General features: G+C 55.9%; 12 protein-coding genes. 4 read left to right on the top strand and 8 right to left on the bottom strand.

From position 1 onward, the window contains the following. Positions 1 to 303: 303 nt before the first annotated feature. From prlC to ACUTSU_RS21145, 3 genes are all read left to right on the top strand, one after another. Complete coding sequence (prlC, locus tag ACUTSU_RS21155) at positions 304 to 2,346, top strand: oligopeptidase A (protein WP_445652737.1); 2,043 nt, start codon at positions 304 to 306, stop codon at positions 2,344 to 2,346. 8 nt (positions 2,347 to 2,354) lie between these two features. Beyond that, positions 2,355 to 3,113, top strand: a complete 759-nt coding sequence (gene rsmJ, locus ACUTSU_RS21150; RefSeq protein WP_445652736.1) for a 16S rRNA (guanine(1516)-N(2))-methyltransferase RsmJ — start codon at positions 2,355 to 2,357, stop codon at positions 3,111 to 3,113. A gap of 316 nt (positions 3,114 to 3,429) precedes the next feature. Continuing rightward, positions 3,430 to 5,328: a bifunctional metallophosphatase/5'-nucleotidase gene (locus ACUTSU_RS21145; protein WP_445652735.1), complete on the top strand. Its 1,899-nt coding sequence runs from the start codon at positions 3,430 to 3,432 to the stop codon at positions 5,326 to 5,328. Positions 5,329 to 5,382: 54 nt separating this feature from the next. Here ACUTSU_RS21145 and ACUTSU_RS21140 read toward each other — a convergent pair whose 3' ends face one another. The 8 genes from ACUTSU_RS21140 to uspA all read right to left on the bottom strand — a co-directional run bounded on the left by ACUTSU_RS21140 (position 5,383) and on the right by uspA (position 14,857). Next, positions 5,383 to 5,982 carry a KpsF/GutQ family sugar-phosphate isomerase gene (locus ACUTSU_RS21140; RefSeq protein WP_445652734.1) on the bottom strand — a complete coding sequence of 200 codons (600 nt, stop codon included), beginning with the start codon at positions 5,980 to 5,982 and terminating at the stop codon, positions 5,383 to 5,385. Then, the gene (locus tag ACUTSU_RS21135; protein ID WP_445654685.1) at positions 5,982 to 7,619 is read right to left on the bottom strand and encodes an FGGY-family carbohydrate kinase; all 1,638 of its coding nucleotides are present in this window, start codon (positions 7,617 to 7,619) and stop codon (positions 5,982 to 5,984) included. The genes ACUTSU_RS21140 and ACUTSU_RS21135 overlap by 1 nt, the downstream gene beginning before the upstream one ends. A 279-nt stretch (positions 7,620 to 7,898) precedes the next feature. Beyond that, a complete protein-coding gene (locus ACUTSU_RS21130; protein WP_445652732.1) occupies positions 7,899 to 8,852 on the bottom strand; it encodes an ABC transporter permease in 954 nt (317 codons plus the stop codon). 1 nt (position 8,853) lies between these two features. Further along, positions 8,854 to 9,843 (bottom strand): ABC transporter permease, encoded by a 990-nt coding sequence (locus ACUTSU_RS21125; RefSeq protein WP_261432505.1) that lies wholly within the window; start codon positions 9,841 to 9,843, stop codon positions 8,854 to 8,856. Continuing rightward, positions 9,836 to 11,335 carry a sugar ABC transporter ATP-binding protein gene (locus ACUTSU_RS21120; RefSeq protein WP_445652731.1) on the bottom strand — a complete coding sequence of 500 codons (1,500 nt, stop codon included), beginning with the start codon at positions 11,333 to 11,335 and terminating at the stop codon, positions 9,836 to 9,838. Before ACUTSU_RS21120 ends, ACUTSU_RS21125 begins: the two co-directional genes overlap by 8 nt. Before the next feature lie 219 nt (positions 11,336 to 11,554). Beyond that, complete coding sequence (locus ACUTSU_RS21115) at positions 11,555 to 12,541, bottom strand: autoinducer 2 ABC transporter substrate-binding protein (RefSeq protein WP_445652730.1); 987 nt, start codon at positions 12,539 to 12,541, stop codon at positions 11,555 to 11,557. Positions 12,542 to 12,879: 338 nt separating this feature from the next. Continuing rightward, positions 12,880 to 14,214 (bottom strand): NADP-specific glutamate dehydrogenase, encoded by a 1,335-nt coding sequence (gdhA, locus tag ACUTSU_RS21110; protein WP_445652729.1) that lies wholly within the window; start codon positions 14,212 to 14,214, stop codon positions 12,880 to 12,882. Positions 14,215 to 14,410: 196 nt separating this feature from the next. Next, positions 14,411 to 14,857 carry a universal stress protein UspA gene (gene uspA, locus ACUTSU_RS21105; protein WP_445652728.1) on the bottom strand — a complete coding sequence of 149 codons (447 nt, stop codon included), beginning with the start codon at positions 14,855 to 14,857 and terminating at the stop codon, positions 14,411 to 14,413. Between the two features lie 611 nt (positions 14,858 to 15,468). Here uspA and uspB point away from each other — a divergent pair. Beyond that, positions 15,469 to 15,804, top strand: coding sequence for a universal stress protein UspB (gene uspB, locus ACUTSU_RS21100; protein WP_026142575.1), 336 nt, complete (start codon positions 15,469 to 15,471; stop codon positions 15,802 to 15,804). The last annotated feature ends 137 nt before the right edge of the window (positions 15,805 to 15,941 follow it).

Below are 15,941 nucleotides of genomic sequence, written 5' to 3'. Positions count from 1 at the left end.
TTTATATCATTAAATTTAATTTAACTTATTGAATAAATCAGTTTCATTTTTTTTAGCACAGTACATCACCAGGTTTATTGTGTTACGTCACATTTTTACTTTTTTTGAGAGAGCTTGAGCAGGTTATTCTTCGGGGAAAGTGGTAACAAATAAGGGGTAATGTCCACAGTCAGCTGTCATCAAGCGGTTAAATGTGGGTTCTCACCCATTGATTTTCCTGCTGCTTGGCTCCATGTTAGATATTCATACGTATTTTAAGGCCTGCCCGCTGCGGCGGGCCCCAACGCTAATCAGGACTGCCCTATGACAAATCCGTTGCTGACCCCGTTTTCCCTGCCACCGTTTTCCGCCATTCGCCCAGAAGATATCGTGCCTGCGGTGCAATCCGCGTTGGCCGATTGCCGCGCTGCGGTAGAGCGCGTTATCGCGCAGCCGGGACCGTTCACCTGGGATAACCTGTGTCAGCCGCTGGCGGAGTCTGACGATCGCCTGTCGCGCATCTGGTCGCCGGTGGGGCATTTGAACTCGGTAAAAAACAGCCCGGAACTGCGCGCCGCCTATGAGCAGGCGCTGCCGTTGCTGTCTGAATACGGCACCTGGGTAGGGCAACATGAAGGCTTGTACCAGGCTTATCGCAGCCTGAAAGAAGGGGCCGGGTTCGAAAAGCTGACTGCACCACAGCGCAAATCGGTAGAAAATGCGCTGCGTGATTTTGAGCTGTCAGGTATCGGCCTGTCGCCGGAAAAACAGCGTCGCTACGGCGAAATCGTCGCGCGTCTGTCCGAACTGGGTTCTACTTACAGCAACAACGTGCTCGATGCCACCATGGGCTGGAGCAAGCTGATTACCGATCAAGCCGAGCTGAACGGCCTGCCGGAAAGCGCGCTGGCCCAGGCGCAGGCGATGGCGCAGGCCAAAGAGCAGGACGGTTGGCTGCTGACGCTGGATATGCCGAGCTATTTGCCGGTACTGACCTACGGCGACAACCGTGCCCTGCGTGAAGAGATGTATCGCGCCTTCGCTACCCGCGCCTCCGATCAGGGGCCGAATGCCGGCGAGTGGGATAACAGCGAAGTGATGGCAGAAACGCTGGCACTGCGCCACGAATTGGCCCAACTGCTGGGCTTTGACAGCTATGCCGACAAATCGCTGGCGACCAAAATGGCGGAAAACCCGGAGCAGGTGCTCGGTTTCCTCAGCGATCTGGCCAAGCGTGCCCGTCCGCAGGCCGAGCAGGAGCTGGCACAGCTGCGCGCCTTCGCCAAACAGCATTACGGTGTGGATGAGCTGGAAGCCTGGGACATTACCTATTACGGCGAAAAACAGAAACAACACCTGTTTTCGATCAGCGATGAGCAACTGCGCCCGTACTTCCCGGAACAGCGGGTGGTGGAAGGCTTGTTCGAAGTGGTCAAACGCATTTACGGCATCACCGCCAAAGAGCGCAAGGATGTTGATACCTGGCATCCAGAGGTGCGCTTCTTTGACCTGTTCGACGCCAACGGCGAACTGCGCGGCAGTTTCTACCTCGATCTGTATGCACGTGAAAACAAGCGCGGCGGGGCGTGGATGGACGACTGCGTCGGCAGCCTGCGCAAGGCCAACGGCGAGTTGCAAAAGCCGGTCGCTTACCTGACCTGTAACTTTAACCGTCCGCTGGGCGACAAACCGGCACTGTTCACCCATAACGAAGTGACCACGCTGTTTCACGAATTTGGCCATGGTCTGCACCATATGCTGACCCAGATCGACACCGCCGGCGTTTCCGGCATCAGCGGTGTGCCATGGGATGCGGTCGAACTGCCAAGCCAGTTTATGGAAAACTGGTGCTGGGAGCCGGAAGCACTGGCGTTTATTTCCGGCCACTATCAAAGTGGCGAGCCATTGCCGAAAGAGATGCTCGACAAGCTGCTGGCAGCCAAAAACTACCAGGCGGCGCTGTTCATTCTGCGTCAGTTGGAATTCGGCCTGTTCGACTTCCGCATGCATGCCGAATACAGCCCGGAAAAAGGTGCACAGGTCCTGCCAACGCTGGCGGAAGTGAAAAAAATGGTGGCGGTAGTGCCTTCACCAAGCTGGGGTCGTTTCCCGCATGCTTTCAGCCATATCTTTGCCGGGGGCTACGCGGCTGGTTATTACAGCTATCTGTGGGCGGAAGTGCTGTCGGCCGATGCCTATTCACGCTTTGAGGAAGAGGGGATTTTCAACGCTGAAACCGGTAAATCCTTCCTCGACAACATCCTGTCGCGCGGCGGTTCGGAAGAGCCGATGGAACTGTTCAAACGCTTCCGTGGCCGTGAGCCGCAACTGGATGCTATGCTGCGCCATTACGGTATTAAAGGATAACCCCACCGGTGAGCGTGTGTTTATTGTGTGAAGAAGGCGCCGACCCCGGCGCCTTGTCTATTCTGGCGCAGCGCTGGCAGTTAACTTCGGACGACGAGGCGCTGATGGCGCTGGTGTTGACGCCCGAACGGCTGGAGCTGCGCAAGCGTGACGAACCCAAACTCGGGGCGATCTACGTCGATTTCGTTTCCGGCACTATGGCCCATCGGCGCAAATTTGGCGGTGGGCGCGGTGAAGCGGTGGCGAAGGCGGTCGGCATCAAGGGCAGTTACCGCCCTGACGTGGTGGATGCTACTGCCGGTCTGGGGCGCGATGCTTTTGTTCTGGCGTCTCTGGGCTGCCGGGTGCGGATGCTGGAGCGGAATCCGGTGGTGGCGGCATTGCTGGATGACGGCCTGCAGCGCGGCTATCTGGACGCGGAAATCGGCCCATGGTTGCGCGAACGTATGACGATGTTGCATGCCTCCAGCCTGACGGCGTTGGGTGATATTGAGCCCCGGCCGGAGGTGGTGTACCTCGATCCGATGTACCCACATAAGCAGAAAAGTGCGTTGGTGAAAAAGGAGATGCGGGTGTTCCAGTCGCTGGTGGGCAGCGACGATGACGCCGATGGCCTGCTGGAGCCAGCACGCCGCCTGGCGACCAAGCGCGTGGTGGTGAAACGCCCGGATTATGCCCCGCCGTTGGCTAACGTACAGGCGCATGCGGCATCGACGACCAAGAGTCACCGTTTCGATATATACATGCCCTATCCCCTTCATACTTGACGCTATATCTGTGTTGGCTGCATTACTCGGCCCGTCCATGGGCCTCTCCCCTTAACGGGGCCAACGCAAGCGTTGTTCAAATCTGTTCCTGACAGATTTGTTGCGCGCCCCATTCACTTACTTGAGTAAGCTCCTGGGGACTTACAAACTTGCCGCCTTGATACAACGCCAATTATTTAGGGCATAGAGGGCTAAATAGGGAGGTATTCATTGATCTACCTCCCAATTTTATTTTTTACCTTGCAAAGGTACTGGCAAGCTTGTGTTCCAGATCGCATGATTCCTGTTCGTTTCCCTTCCTATAATTAAATAAATAATGAAAAAAACACTCCTTGCTGTTTTGCTTTGCCTGGGTACCTCTGCGATGGCCTCTGAACCTGTCAATATCACCATTCTTGGCACCTCTGATCTGCACGGCACCTTTGTGCCCTGGGATTATTCTACCGACACCGCCAATCTGGCCGGTAGCCTTAGCCAAATTGCCACTCAGGTGCATCAGGTGCGCGCCCAGCAGCCGAACGTGATCCTGGTCGATGCCGGTGACACCATTCAGGGCAACTTTGTCGAGACCTTTAAAAATGACAAAACCAGCCCGATGATCCTCGGTTTTAACGCGCTGGACTATGACGTCTGGGTGATGGGCAATCACGAATTCGACTTCGGCCTCAAACCCCTTTCCACTTCACTTAACCAGTTCAAGGGCACGGCACTGGCCGGTAATATTCTGTGGGACAGCGGCAAGCCCTACCTGCCGGCGTATAAAATTATTGAACGCCAGGGGGTGAAAATCGGCATTATCGGCATGGATACGCCGATGACCGCTGAATTCGCCAAAGGCACTGATCGGGTGAAAGGGCTGAACTTTACCGATCCGGTTCAGGCGGTGAAGCAGGCTGTCCAGCAGATCCAGGGGCAGGTGGACGCTATCGTGCTGGTGGCACACATGGGGATCGACAACGAGAACCAGCGGCCGGGGACCGGCGTGGGCGATATTGCCAGGGCCAACCCGGAACTGGCGGCGATCGTCGCCGGGCATATGCACGTAAAAGTCGATAAAGAAGTGATCAACGGCGTAATCGTCACCGAACCGGACAAATATGGTCGCGCGCTGTCACGCATCGATCTTCAGTTTGAGCAGCACAACGGTAAGTACGTGCTGATCAACAAAGACAGTTACACCTACCCGATCAAAGGCATCGCCTCGGATAAAAAACTCGAAGAGATTTACCAGCCGTACCACAAGATCCTACGGGCCAATGCCAATCGGCCGATTGCCCAGCTCAGCGGCCAGGATCTGGTGCCGCCGGATGCGGTGAAGGGTATTCCGCAGGTGCATGTTCAGGATACCGGCATCAGCAAGCTGTATCAGGAAGCCGGGCATTACTATGCGCCGCAGGCGCAGGTGATCGCGTTGCAGATTGATAACGACCGGCCGAAACTGAACGTCGGTACCATCACCGCCAAGGACATTGCCTTCAACTACCAATATGCCGGTGGTGAAATCACCGTTTATCAGCTCAGCGGCAAAGAACTGAAGAAGTACATGGAATGGTCGGCGGGCTACTTCAATCAGCTGCATGACGGCGACGTGACCTACAGCTTTAACCCGCAGCGCCGCGCATCGAAATACTCGACCAATGATTTCTTCGATGGCGTGACCTACAAAATCGACCTGCGCCAACCGGCCGGGCAGCGCATCCGTGACCTGCAGATGGCCGACGGCACGCCGGTGACCGACAGCACGCCAATCCGCCTGGGGATGAACAGCTATCGTATGGGGCACCTGACGCAAAAAGGCGGCGCGCTGGAAGGCATGCAGTTCCCGGTGCTGTCTGACAGCAAGGTGGAATATGGTGAAGAGGCCGGTACCATCCGCAATCTGACCATTCGTTATCTGACCGAAGTGAAAAAAGGCCAGTATCAGGGGCAGGCGGTGCAGCGCTGGCAGTTGGTCGGTTTGGAGGGTTATGATCGTGAGCGCAAAATCGTCGAAAAACTGCTGAACGACGGCAAAATCAGCGTGCCCACCAGCGAAGATGGGCGTTACGGCAACGTGGCGTCATTCAACGTGAAAGGGTTGCTGCTCAGCGAGCCGAAGGCACGTCAGAAGCAACAGGCCGCGCTGCAGGCGCAGTTGAGTGCCGCCAGCGATCCGCTGGTGAAAAAGCGTTTGAGTGATCAGTTGGTGATTATTGAGGCGATTAACAAGGCTTGATAATGATTACGGGCTCGGCATGTGAATGCTGAGCCCTTACTACACCGATTAACGTTAATGCCCCTGCAGTAAACGCTTGCCGACATCACCGCCCGGGTGAACCGCCAGCAGCGTTTCCTTGTTGTAGCCACTGCGCTCCATCAGGCAGGCACAGGCCGCGTCGAAAATTGCCAGAACCAGCACGATAGACGTAGTTGCCAGCATGTTCAGCGGGTCTATCTCATTTTCTACACCTGTTCTTATCACCAATTGCGATGCTTGAGCGATCGCCGAGCCCGGATTCTCCGTCACGCCAATCAGTGGCACGCCCTTGGCCTGCAACGTCGGCAGTAGTCGGGTCAATTCGTCGGAATTGCCGCCGCGCGAAATCAAAATCATCAGATCATCAGCGCGCAAAAAGCCCAGATCGCCGTGCGCCGCGTCGGTGGCATTCAGGTAAATAGCCGGTCGTTCCACGCAGGCCAGCATATGGGCAACCTTGCGTGCCGCGATGCCGGAAGTGCCAACGCCGGTGACCACAATTTTACCCCGACACTCCGCCAGCAGGGTCAGCAGCCGTTGCCAGGTCTGTGGGTCGATGCGTTGCCCCAATTGTGCCAGCTCCCGGCTGTAGATTTCCCAGGCCTGCGTTGCCCGTTGCCAGTCCTGCTGCATCAGGCGTCCTCCTGCATCAGTTGGCGGTATTTCATATGGTCGTTATACAGCTCATGGAACACGCGGTATTTACGATCGTAATAGCGTTTAATCTTGTTGGTCTGCGGCGTCACGGTTTTACCGATACGACTCATGGCACTCATCGCTTCCGGCAGGCTGTCGAACACCCCGGCCGCCACGGTGCCCATCATCGCGCCGCCCAACAGCATCGCCTCACTCTCTTCCGGCAGCAGCATGGCACAGCCGGTGGCATTGGCATGTTCCTGCACGAAAATCGGGTTCTTGGTGCCACCGCCGCTGGCCATGATGGTATCGATGCTGTAACCGCTTTGATTCATGGTTTCGATAATATGGCGGGTACCGAGCGCGATGGCCTGGATGGTGGCCAGATAGTGCAGCGCCATGTCTTCCGGGGTGCGTGACAGCTTCAGCCCGGTCAGGGTGCCGGTCAGCGTCGGATTGGCACGCGGCGAGCGGTTGCCGTGGAAATACGGCAGCATATGAATGTCTTTGGTCAGGTAGGCAATATCCTCCGGCTCGCCGGCCATACGGCGCAGCAGAGCGTTCAGCACCTCATAGATGGTCAGCCCCTGGGTTTTTGCCTGCGCCAGCAGCTCTTGATAACAAGGATGTGACTGGATGATGTGGTCAATCAGCGCGCCGGTGGCGGACTGGCCGCCTTCGTTCAGCCAGTATTCCGGCAGAATGGCCGAGTAATACGGCCCCCACACGCCGGGGATAAAGCGTGCGGTGCGCGACATCGCCATATGACCGGTCGAGGTGCCGCCGATCAGGGCAACGCGGCGATTAAAGTCTGCCACTTCACCGGAAGCCCCGGTAGCCCCCAGCGTGCCGAGAGTACCGGCGTGGGCATCAATGATCGACACGCTAACCGCGGTGCCGGCAATCAACCCCATCTCACTGGCGGCGCGCTGGGTCAGGCCGTGACCCAGCGGCTCACCCATCATTTTGACGTCGCTGCCAATTTTGGCGGCATCGTGTTCCAGTACGTCTTCCAGCCCAATCTGTTTGAAATAGCTTTTGTCCCAGCGCTGTTCATGGCCGAGATAAGTCCATTTGCACACCGTTGAACACAACGAACGGGTGGCGTCCTGAGTGGCGCGCCAGGTGAGGAAGTCCGGCAGGTCAAACAGGTAACCGGCGTTGGCCCAGGTGGTCGGCATATGCTGCTTCAGCCACAGCATTTTGGGGGTCTGCATTTCAGGTGAGATGATGCCGCCGACGAAATCCAGCACCCGATGTTTGGTGGCGTTAATGCGCTCGGCCTGGGTGATGGCCCGGTGATCCATCCACACGATAATGTTCTGTTCGGTACGGCCGGAAGGGCTGATGGTCAGCGGCTTCCCCTCTTTGTCCAGCACCACCAGCGAACAGGTAGCGTCGAAGCCCAGCCCTTTGACCTGAATAGGGTTGATGTCGGCCTGATTAACCGCATCGCGTACCGCGTTGCACACTGCCTGCCAAATATTGTCCGAGGACTGTTCAACAAAGTCGGCCTTCGGCCGATATAGGTCGATAGACCGGCTGGCCTGCCCAACCATATGGCCGTTGAGATCGAATACCCCAGCGCGCGCACTTCCGGTGCCGACATCTACGCCAATAAAATAGCTCGCCATTATTTTCTCCTAAAGGTTGTGTCCCGCAATTGTTCGTGAGCGCTGCTGGCGGTCATTTAAGCGCGAAGCAAGGCGTGAACCGTGAAGTTTGGTGGACCCAAATAAACGGTGAATAACGATGCAGCGCGCTTAAACGGCCCCAGCCCGAAGGGACGCGCCCCAAAAAACCGCCCCCTACGTTGTCAGGCTTGGACATAGGCCCGCTATGCCCTGCACCTTCCGCCTTGATTGCGGGATTTTGGGTCTGCGTCGGCACCACGTTCAATTCCGGGGCGCAACCTACACTTTTCGATTCTGTAACGCGATAAACAAGATCAACACCGCGCCCCACAGGGCCATGGTCAGATAGCTGCTGACGCCCAGCAGGTTGAGGCCGCTCTCCAGCATTTGCAGCACAATCAGTGCCAACACCAGACCCAGTACCCGCCCAAATCCGCCGTCCGGGTTAATCCCACCCAGCACCGAGGCCAGAATGGTCACCAGCAAATAGGATTCGCCATAGCCGGCTTTGGCCGAGTTGAATTTGGCCATCATCAGCAATGCCGCACCCCAGCCGAGCAGGGCGGATAGTACATACACCGCGATTTGCACCCGGGCGGTGTTTACCCCGCTGAAACGGGTAGCCTGCTCGTTGGAGCCGATTAAATACAGGCTGCGCCCCAGCGTGGTGTGTTCCAGCAATAGCCACAGCCCCACCGCGACCAACAGGAACAGCAGCAGCGCCACCGGAATGCCGAGTAGGCTGCCGTTGCCGAGATACTGAATCGCTGCCGGGAAGCCGGAGATCACCGCGCCGTTGGACAACAGAATGTTCAGGCCGGTGATCAGCGTCATGGTACCGAGTGAGGCGAGGATCGGCGAAACCCCGACCCAGGCGACCAGCGCCCCATTAAGTGCGCCAATGGCGACGGCGACCAGCAACCCGGCTAGTAGCGCCAGCACCAGAAACAGCGGTTGAGCCGGATGGCTGACGATAATTGCCGCCATCACCAGCGAGCAGGCGTTGGCCCCGGCGATAATCGACAGGTTGATGCCGCCGGTGAGCATGGTAATGCCCATGCCGAGTGCCAGCATACCGAGGATCGGTAACTGCGAGGCGATCGACTGGAAATTACCGAGGCTAAAGAAGCGCGATCCAAGCAGTCCGGCGAACAGCAGTGCCACGACGATAATGATCGCGCTTTGCAGACGGATGATCCGATCGCTTGGGATCAGACGGGTTAACTGGGTCATGTCATAGCTCCTTGGCCAGCTTGCGTTTTTCATTCCAGGCGGTGCTGCTGATGCTGATTAAAATGATCGCGCCGCTGAACACCTGGTGCCAATAGGCCGATACGCTAAGCAGCGTCAGACCGTTCTGCAGGAAGGCCAGCAGCACCACGCCCAGCAGCGTACCGGTCAGTGAGCCGCGGCCGCCGGTCATGCTGGTGCCACCGAGTACCACCGCCGCCAGCACCGTCAGTTCGAAGCCGAGCAGGGAGTTGGGCGCTACCGATTGAGTGATCTGCGCCTGCACCACGGCGGCAATGCCCGCCAGAATGCCCATGTAGCCGTAAACGTAGAAGTGCAGTCGCAGCAGATTCAACCCCAGGCGCGATGCCGCATCGCGGTTGCCGCCCATGGCGAAAATCTGGCGGCCAAGACGGGTGAAGTTCATCAGTACGCCGGTGACGATAATCACCGCCAGCAAGCACAATAGCGGCAGCGTCAGGCCATAGTCATAGCCGTCGGCACCCTGGAACGAGAACCAACTGATGCCATCCATAAACCAGTCGGGGAAACCGTACAACCAAGTGCCGTTGGTGGCGTATACCAGCAGGCCGTAGAACAGGTTCAGCGTGGCGATGGTGATGATGATTGCCGGCACCTTCAGCCAGTAGACCAGAAAACCGTTCACCAGCCCGAGCAGCAGGCCGACGCCTATCGCCAGAACGAACGCCAGCGGGAAACCGCCGCCGTGCTGGATCACCCAACTGGCCATCACGTACTGGGCGATAGCGGTGATCGCCGGGAACGAAATGTCGATGCCACCGGCAATCAGTACCACGAACAGACCACAGGCGAGAATGCCGAGAATGGCATAGCTGGTGGCGACGTCGGTCAGGTTGCCCAACGTCAGAAACTCGCTGGTACCAACGCTCAGGCCGATGGCCAGCAGCAACACCAGCAGGCCAAGATAAAACTCGTGCCGCCCAGCCAGGCGGGCCAGTAAAGACTTATCCATTCACCACCTCGGCGATCTGTTGTTCGGTACTCTGGTGCGGCGAAAACTCGGCGATCAGCTCGCCCGTGCGCATCACCAACACCCGATGGCTGTTGTAATAGGCTTCCGGGATCTCGTCGCAGATCATCAATACCGCCATGCCGAGCGCCGCCAGATCTTTGGCGATCTGGTAGATCCCCTCTTTGTTGGCGATATCTACCCCGACGGTCGGAGAGTCGAGGATCAGGATCTTCGGCTGCGTGGCGACCCACTTGGCGATAGCGATGCGCTGGGCGTTGCCGCCGGACAGGGTTTTGACCGGTAGCGCGCTGTCGGAAACCTTAATGTTCAGATCGCGGATTAGCCGGTTAACCAGTTCGCTGGCTTTGGCATGATCCAACAGTCCGAGCGGGGTATGCAGCTGATCAAACACGGTGACAATGGTGTTGTCGTAGATCGACTGCTCCATGATCAACCCCTGCGTCAGACGATCTTCCGACACATAGCCGATGCCCTGGCGTACCGCTTCACGGTTGTTATGCAGCCGCACTGGCTGGCCGTCGATCCTGATTTCACCGCTGTCAGGGCGGGTCATGCCGAACAGGCTGAGGCACAGCTCGGTGCGGCCTGAACCCAGCAAGCCGACGATCGAGACGATCTCGCCGCCGTGCAGTGACAGATTGATATTCTGATATTTTCCGCGTCGGTTGAGATTACGCACTTCGAGCAGCGGCGCACTCTCGGTAGCGGGTCGTGGGGGTAACTGGCTGTAGTGGAAGCGTTGGCCGGTCATCAGGAACGCCAGTTCATGGCTATCGAGTTCACTGGCCGGGAAAGTGCCGACCAGCTTGCCGTCGCGCATTACGCTGATACGGTCAGCGACCTCCATCACCTCGTCCAGCCGGTGGCTGACAAACACCACGCAGATACCCGCCGCTTTCAGCTCGTTGACTACCCGCAGCAGGCCGTCGACCTCCTGACGCGTCAATGAGGCGGTAGGTTCATCCATAACCACTAGCCGCGCTTCGGCAGCGATGGCGCGGCAAATCGCCACCAGTTGGCGGTCGGCAATCGACAGCTTTTCAACTTTCTTGTCGGGATCGATATGCACGCCGACGCGCGCCATGGCATCCAGCGCGGTCTGGCGCATCACCCGTTTGCGTACCCAGAAATGGCCGCCGGGCAGGTAGCGGTGAATGGCAATATTTTCCGCCACCGTCAGATTAGGGAATAACGACAGATCCTGATAAATCACCTGAATGCCGTAATAACCCGATAGCTGCGGCGTCAGGGAATGAAAGAGTTTGCCTTCCAGCGAAATATTGGCACCTTTTTCCGGCTGATAAACACCGGAAATAATTTTAATTATGGTGCTTTTGCCACAGCCATTTTGTCCGGCCAGGCAGTGCACTTCGCCAATATTCAGCGTCAGGTTGATCTGGTCCAGTGCCAGCACGCCTGGAAATTTTTTACTGATATTTTCCAGACTGATAAATGCGGTGGATGTGGTCATAGCGGTAACCTGTGCAGGTTTTTATTATCGTCGGGCGCGGTGGGCTGCGCGCCGACGTTATTTAATTAATTTCCCGGTGTGGCGTAATCAATCCTACCCTATGAATTTCAAGCTGCAGCTGGCGCCTAGCTCACTCATCCCCAGGCGCTTACTTTAGTAAGTCACTGGGGTGATTGAGTGCAGGTAACAACGCTGTAGCTTGAAAGGCGACGGGTAAGGTTAGAAGCCCAGTGATTTGGCATTATCTTTGGTGACTTCAAGAATTTTATTAAACCGAATCACTTTCTTATCCATATCGACGTCGGCTTTACCCAAACCCTCAATCGACAAGTCTTTGGTCACTTCCTTGCCCTGTAGCAGTTGGTCGGCGACTGTCACCAGCGCGTAGCCAGCGTCTTTCGGATCCCACAGCAGCGCTTTCTTGATGTCGCCGCGCATCAGATAAGGGGCGGCCTGCGCCGGCATGGCGATGCCGACCACGGCAATCTTGTCCTTGGCGCGTTTCTTGGCGACCGCCTGACCGGCACCAATCGGGCCGAGGGAGCCAAAACCGATAATGCCTTTCATCTGCGGGTAAGTTTTCATCAAATCCAGCGTGGTGGCGTAGGATTTATCGATGCTTTCCGCTACCGGCAGACGTGACGTCACTTCGAACATGTCCGGATATTTGGCTTTCTGGTATTTGATGGCGGAATCCGCCCAGGCGTTGTGCAACGGTACGGTCAGCGAGCCAACGTAAATGGCGTAGCCACCTTTGCCGCCCATGTCTTTTGCCAGTTCATCGACGTTGGCCTGCGCGTACTTCTCGCTGTCGATGGTTTCGATATCCCACTGGCCAATCTGCTGGTCCGGCGATTCATGGGTCAGCACCACGATGCCTTTCTCACGTGCCTTCTTCAGCACCGGCTCCAGCACCTTGGCGTCGTTCGGCACCACGATGATGGCGTTAACGTTCTTGGCGATCAGGTCTTCAATCACTTTGACCTGTGCGGCGGGATCTGGGGTCGCAGGTCCGGTCTGATAGGCATTCACGTCGAGCTTTTTCGCTGCGTCGTTAACACCGATTTCCATACGGTTGAACCAGGGAATGCCGGTCACTTTAGCGACCACGGCAATCTCGAACTTTTCAGCAGCCAAGGCAGGTGTTGTCGATAACATGCACGCAGAAACCACACATGCATTTAATAATGCGAGGTTAAATTTCATTTCGCTGTACCTTTTTATCTGTAGGGGTGGTTGATTTTCCACCTGGGCAGATTACAAAGGAAAGGAAGAGGGGGCGTAACCCGAATTGGAAAACTGTGATCTGTGCACATTGAGGTAAAATTATGACGGTTTTAATGTTAATTAAATGTTTTTTAATTTTTTGGTAGTAATTTTACCACCTAAAAACACCAATAAATTAACAATATAAATCAAATATGTTTACATAAGTTAAACAACTCAATTGGGGGTACGCAGATCTCTGGGGGTAAAAATGCCGACTTGAGCGCCGGCATGGAAGCATTTTAATGATGTGTGAACAAGATCACCCTATACGGCGCTTACAACACGCCCTGTGCCAGCATGGCGTCGGCAACCTTGACGAATCCAGCGATATTGGCACCCTGCACGTAGTGAGTTTGCTTGCCCTCACCGCCATATTCCACGCAGGCTTGATGAATATCCGCCATGATATGTTGTAAACGTACATCCACTTTTTCCGCTCGCCAGCCGATGCGCGCAGCATTCTGCGCCATCTCCAGCCCGGAGGTGGCCACTCCACCGGCGTTGGCGGCTTTGCCCGGCGCGAACAGAACGCCGGCATCCAGGAACGCATCAGTCGCCTGAATGGTGGTCGGCATATTGGCGCCCTCGGCTACGGCTTTGACCCCGTTGCGGATCAGCGTTTGTGCCGCTTCCAGATCCAGCTCGTTTTGAGTAGCGCACGGCAGGGCGATATCTACCGGGACGCTCCAGGGCTGCTGGCCGGCCAGATAGGTCAGGCCGCGTTCACGGGCATAGTCCTCTACCCGGCCATAATGCTGGTTCTTGATCTCTGCCAAATGGGCCAGTTTCTCGGTAGTGAAACCGGCCTCATCGACCAGCGTACCGCCTGAGTCAGAGACGGTGATCACCCGTGCATCGAGTTCCAGCGCCTTTTCAATGGTGTACTGCGCTACGTTGCCGGATCCGGAAACCGCCACCCGCATGCCTTCAAAACCCAACCCGTGACGTTGCAGCATGGCATCGGTGAAGTACACCAGGCCATAGCCGGTGGCTTCAGGGCGGATCAGACTGCCGCCGAATGACAGGCCCTTGCCGGTAAATACACAGGCTGTGTTGTTGGACAGCTTCTTCATCATGCCGCTCATAAAGCCGACCTCACGGCCGCCGACGCCGATATCCCCGGCGGGTACGTCGGTGTCTGGCCCCAGATGGCGGTACAGCTCGGTCATCAGCGACTGGCAGAAACGCATGATCTCCGCCTGGCTTTTGCCCTTCGGATCAAAGTCTGAACCGCCTTTGCCGCCGCCCATTGGCAGCGTAGTCAGTGCATTCTTGAAGGTCTGCTCGAAGCCGAGGAATTTAAGAATCGACAAATTGACCGACGGATGAAAACGCATGCCGCCTTTATAAGGCCCAATCGCGGAGTTGAATTGCACACGCCAGGCGCGGTTGACCTGCACCTGGCCGCGATCGTCTACCCAACTGACGCGGAATTGGATGGTTCGCTCCGGTTCCACCAGACGTTCCAGCAGGGCATATTCGCGGTAGCGCGGATTACGTTCAATAAACGGCCACAGCGAGGAGAAAACTTCTCTTACCGCCTGCAAGAACTCAGGTTGATGAGGATTTTGCTGTTGTAATGAGGACAAAAATGATTCTACCGATTCCATGGTTAACTCCTTGTAGCATTGAATTTCCCCCACCATTTTTATAGCTATAGGTTTAGGTAAAGCGTGGGGAATGATGTTGTGTCTTTAGCGACTATATCACCGGAGGGCGGTTGATTATCAAGCGATTAATGATGGCGGCAGAATGAAAAACGCCCGCAGCAGCGGGCGTTGGGGAATTTAGTTGGTGGGTGCTTACTTATTTTTCGGCTTTTTCATCTTCGTCGCGCAGTGGCACAATCAGCATGTCGATGTGCACGGTGTTGATCAACTGACGCGCGGAGGACATCAACTTGCTCCAGAAATCTTGATGGTGGCCACACAGAACCAGGTCCATATCGTATTTCTTGATAGCGTCGACCAGTACCTGCGCCAAATCGCCACTGCCACTCAGGGTTTCGGTAATCGGATAGCCGGCATTTTGTGACAGCTCGGTCAGGGCATGGTGGGTTTCTTCCGAGATACGTTTTTGCATATCGCCGAGATTAACGTCGATCAGGCCGGTATACAGGTCGGAATAGTTAACATCTACGTGGATCAGGGAAACTTTGGCGTTATACGGACGCGCCATAGATACGGCTTTCTCCACCAGGATTTTACTTTCCGGGGACAGGTCTACCGCGATCAGAATGTGTTTATAAGCCATGAGAATACTCCTTCCATATAATGCCGATTAAAAGCTTAGCAGGCATTCAGCGTACCAGCCTGGGGCTTTAGGTTTCATTTTATCATTCAGTTAACGCAATGATATGTTGAGGCGATCACACTGCATCGCATCAAAAAATCTCTTTATTTCAACCCGGTCAGTTTTACACCAGCCAGCTGGAAAACCCTATCGCTCGTGGTGCTATTGGCGTGTTGACCGCTTGAAATATAAGCATTCTTAAACAGAGTATAGTCCCAAATGCCCCATAGGGCTGGAGAAAAGGCTCGGTGGGCCATTGAGCTCGGTAATCAGTTATAACTAATGAGTAGCTGACAAATCGGTGGGGTGCGGTAAATTTTATCTACTGCTCAGGCCAGTTTGCGTTTCATTAACCTACAATAATGAATATGGGCCTTATCATTACTCCACTGAGTGAAACCCTGCGTTGAGTTTCTGCGTGGCGAGGGTTGGCTTTCAGTGGCGGTGGGTTATGCGCGGCCTGTGCGGTGCCAAGGGGATCGGAGCGGTAGGCTCCCGCAGTAATGGGTATAGAGGTAGGGCAGTTGGACCCGGCGGAGCGCCGTGGATTACAATGCCTTGAGGAGGCAATCATGATCAGTACCGTCGCGCTGTTTTGGGCTCTTTGTGTGGTGTGTGTGTTAAACATGGTGCGGTATTACTCTTCTCTGCGCGCGCTGTTAGTGGTTTTGCGCGGCTGTGACCCGCTGCTGTACCAGTATGTTGACGGTGGGGGCTTCTTTACCGCCCACGGCCAGCCGAGCAAGCAGATACGACTGGTGCGCTATATCTTCTCGCAGCGCTATATCGAGCATCACGATCCGGAGTTTATCCGCCGCTGCGAACGGGTGCGCGGGCAGTTTATGCTGACTTCCGCCCTATGCGGGCTGGTGGTTATCAGCCTGCTGGCGTTGATGATCTGGTATTAATGCCGGCCTGTTTGCCCTGCAACAGATAAAGAAAAGGCGGCCACTTGGGCCGCCTCAGACTGATGACAAATCTCATTCCTGCCCAGAGCGAGTAGAGGCCGATAAATAAAAATCAGGAAAATCAATTTATTGATTTT

It is taken from the genome of Serratia sp. NA_13 (assembly GCF_052691735.1).
This window is presented reverse-complemented; position numbering and strand designations above follow the sequence as displayed.

What these genes read in the sequence shown, in the direction of transcription:
- ACUTSU_RS21135 (WP_445654685.1), bottom strand. Translation starts at nt 7,619, where the DNA reads ATGGCGAGCTATTTTATTGGCGTAGATGTCGGCACCGGAAGTGCGCGC.
- gdhA (WP_445652729.1), bottom strand. Translation starts at nt 14,214, where the DNA reads ATGGAATCGGTAGAATCATTTTTGTCCTCATTACAACAGCAAAATCCT.
- ACUTSU_RS21120 (WP_445652731.1), bottom strand. Translation starts at nt 11,335, where the DNA reads ATGACCACATCCACCGCATTTATCAGTCTGGAAAATATCAGTAAAAAA.
- ACUTSU_RS21145 (WP_445652735.1), top strand. Translation starts at nt 3,430, where the DNA reads ATGAAAAAAACACTCCTTGCTGTTTTGCTTTGCCTGGGTACCTCTGCG.
- ACUTSU_RS21130 (WP_445652732.1), bottom strand. Translation starts at nt 8,852, where the DNA reads ATGACCCAGTTAACCCGTCTGATCCCAAGCGATCGGATCATCCGTCTG.
- ACUTSU_RS21115 (WP_445652730.1), bottom strand. Translation starts at nt 12,541, where the DNA reads ATGAAATTTAACCTCGCATTATTAAATGCATGTGTGGTTTCTGCGTGC.
- uspA (WP_445652728.1), bottom strand. Translation starts at nt 14,857, where the DNA reads ATGGCTTATAAACACATTCTGATCGCGGTAGACCTGTCCCCGGAAAGT.
- ACUTSU_RS21140 (WP_445652734.1), bottom strand. Translation starts at nt 5,982, where the DNA reads ATGCAGCAGGACTGGCAACGGGCAACGCAGGCCTGGGAAATCTACAGC.
- ACUTSU_RS21125 (WP_261432505.1), bottom strand. Translation starts at nt 9,843, where the DNA reads ATGGATAAGTCTTTACTGGCCCGCCTGGCTGGGCGGCACGAGTTTTAT.
- prlC (WP_445652737.1), top strand. Translation starts at nt 304, where the DNA reads ATGACAAATCCGTTGCTGACCCCGTTTTCCCTGCCACCGTTTTCCGCC.
- uspB (WP_026142575.1), top strand. Translation starts at nt 15,469, where the DNA reads ATGATCAGTACCGTCGCGCTGTTTTGGGCTCTTTGTGTGGTGTGTGTG.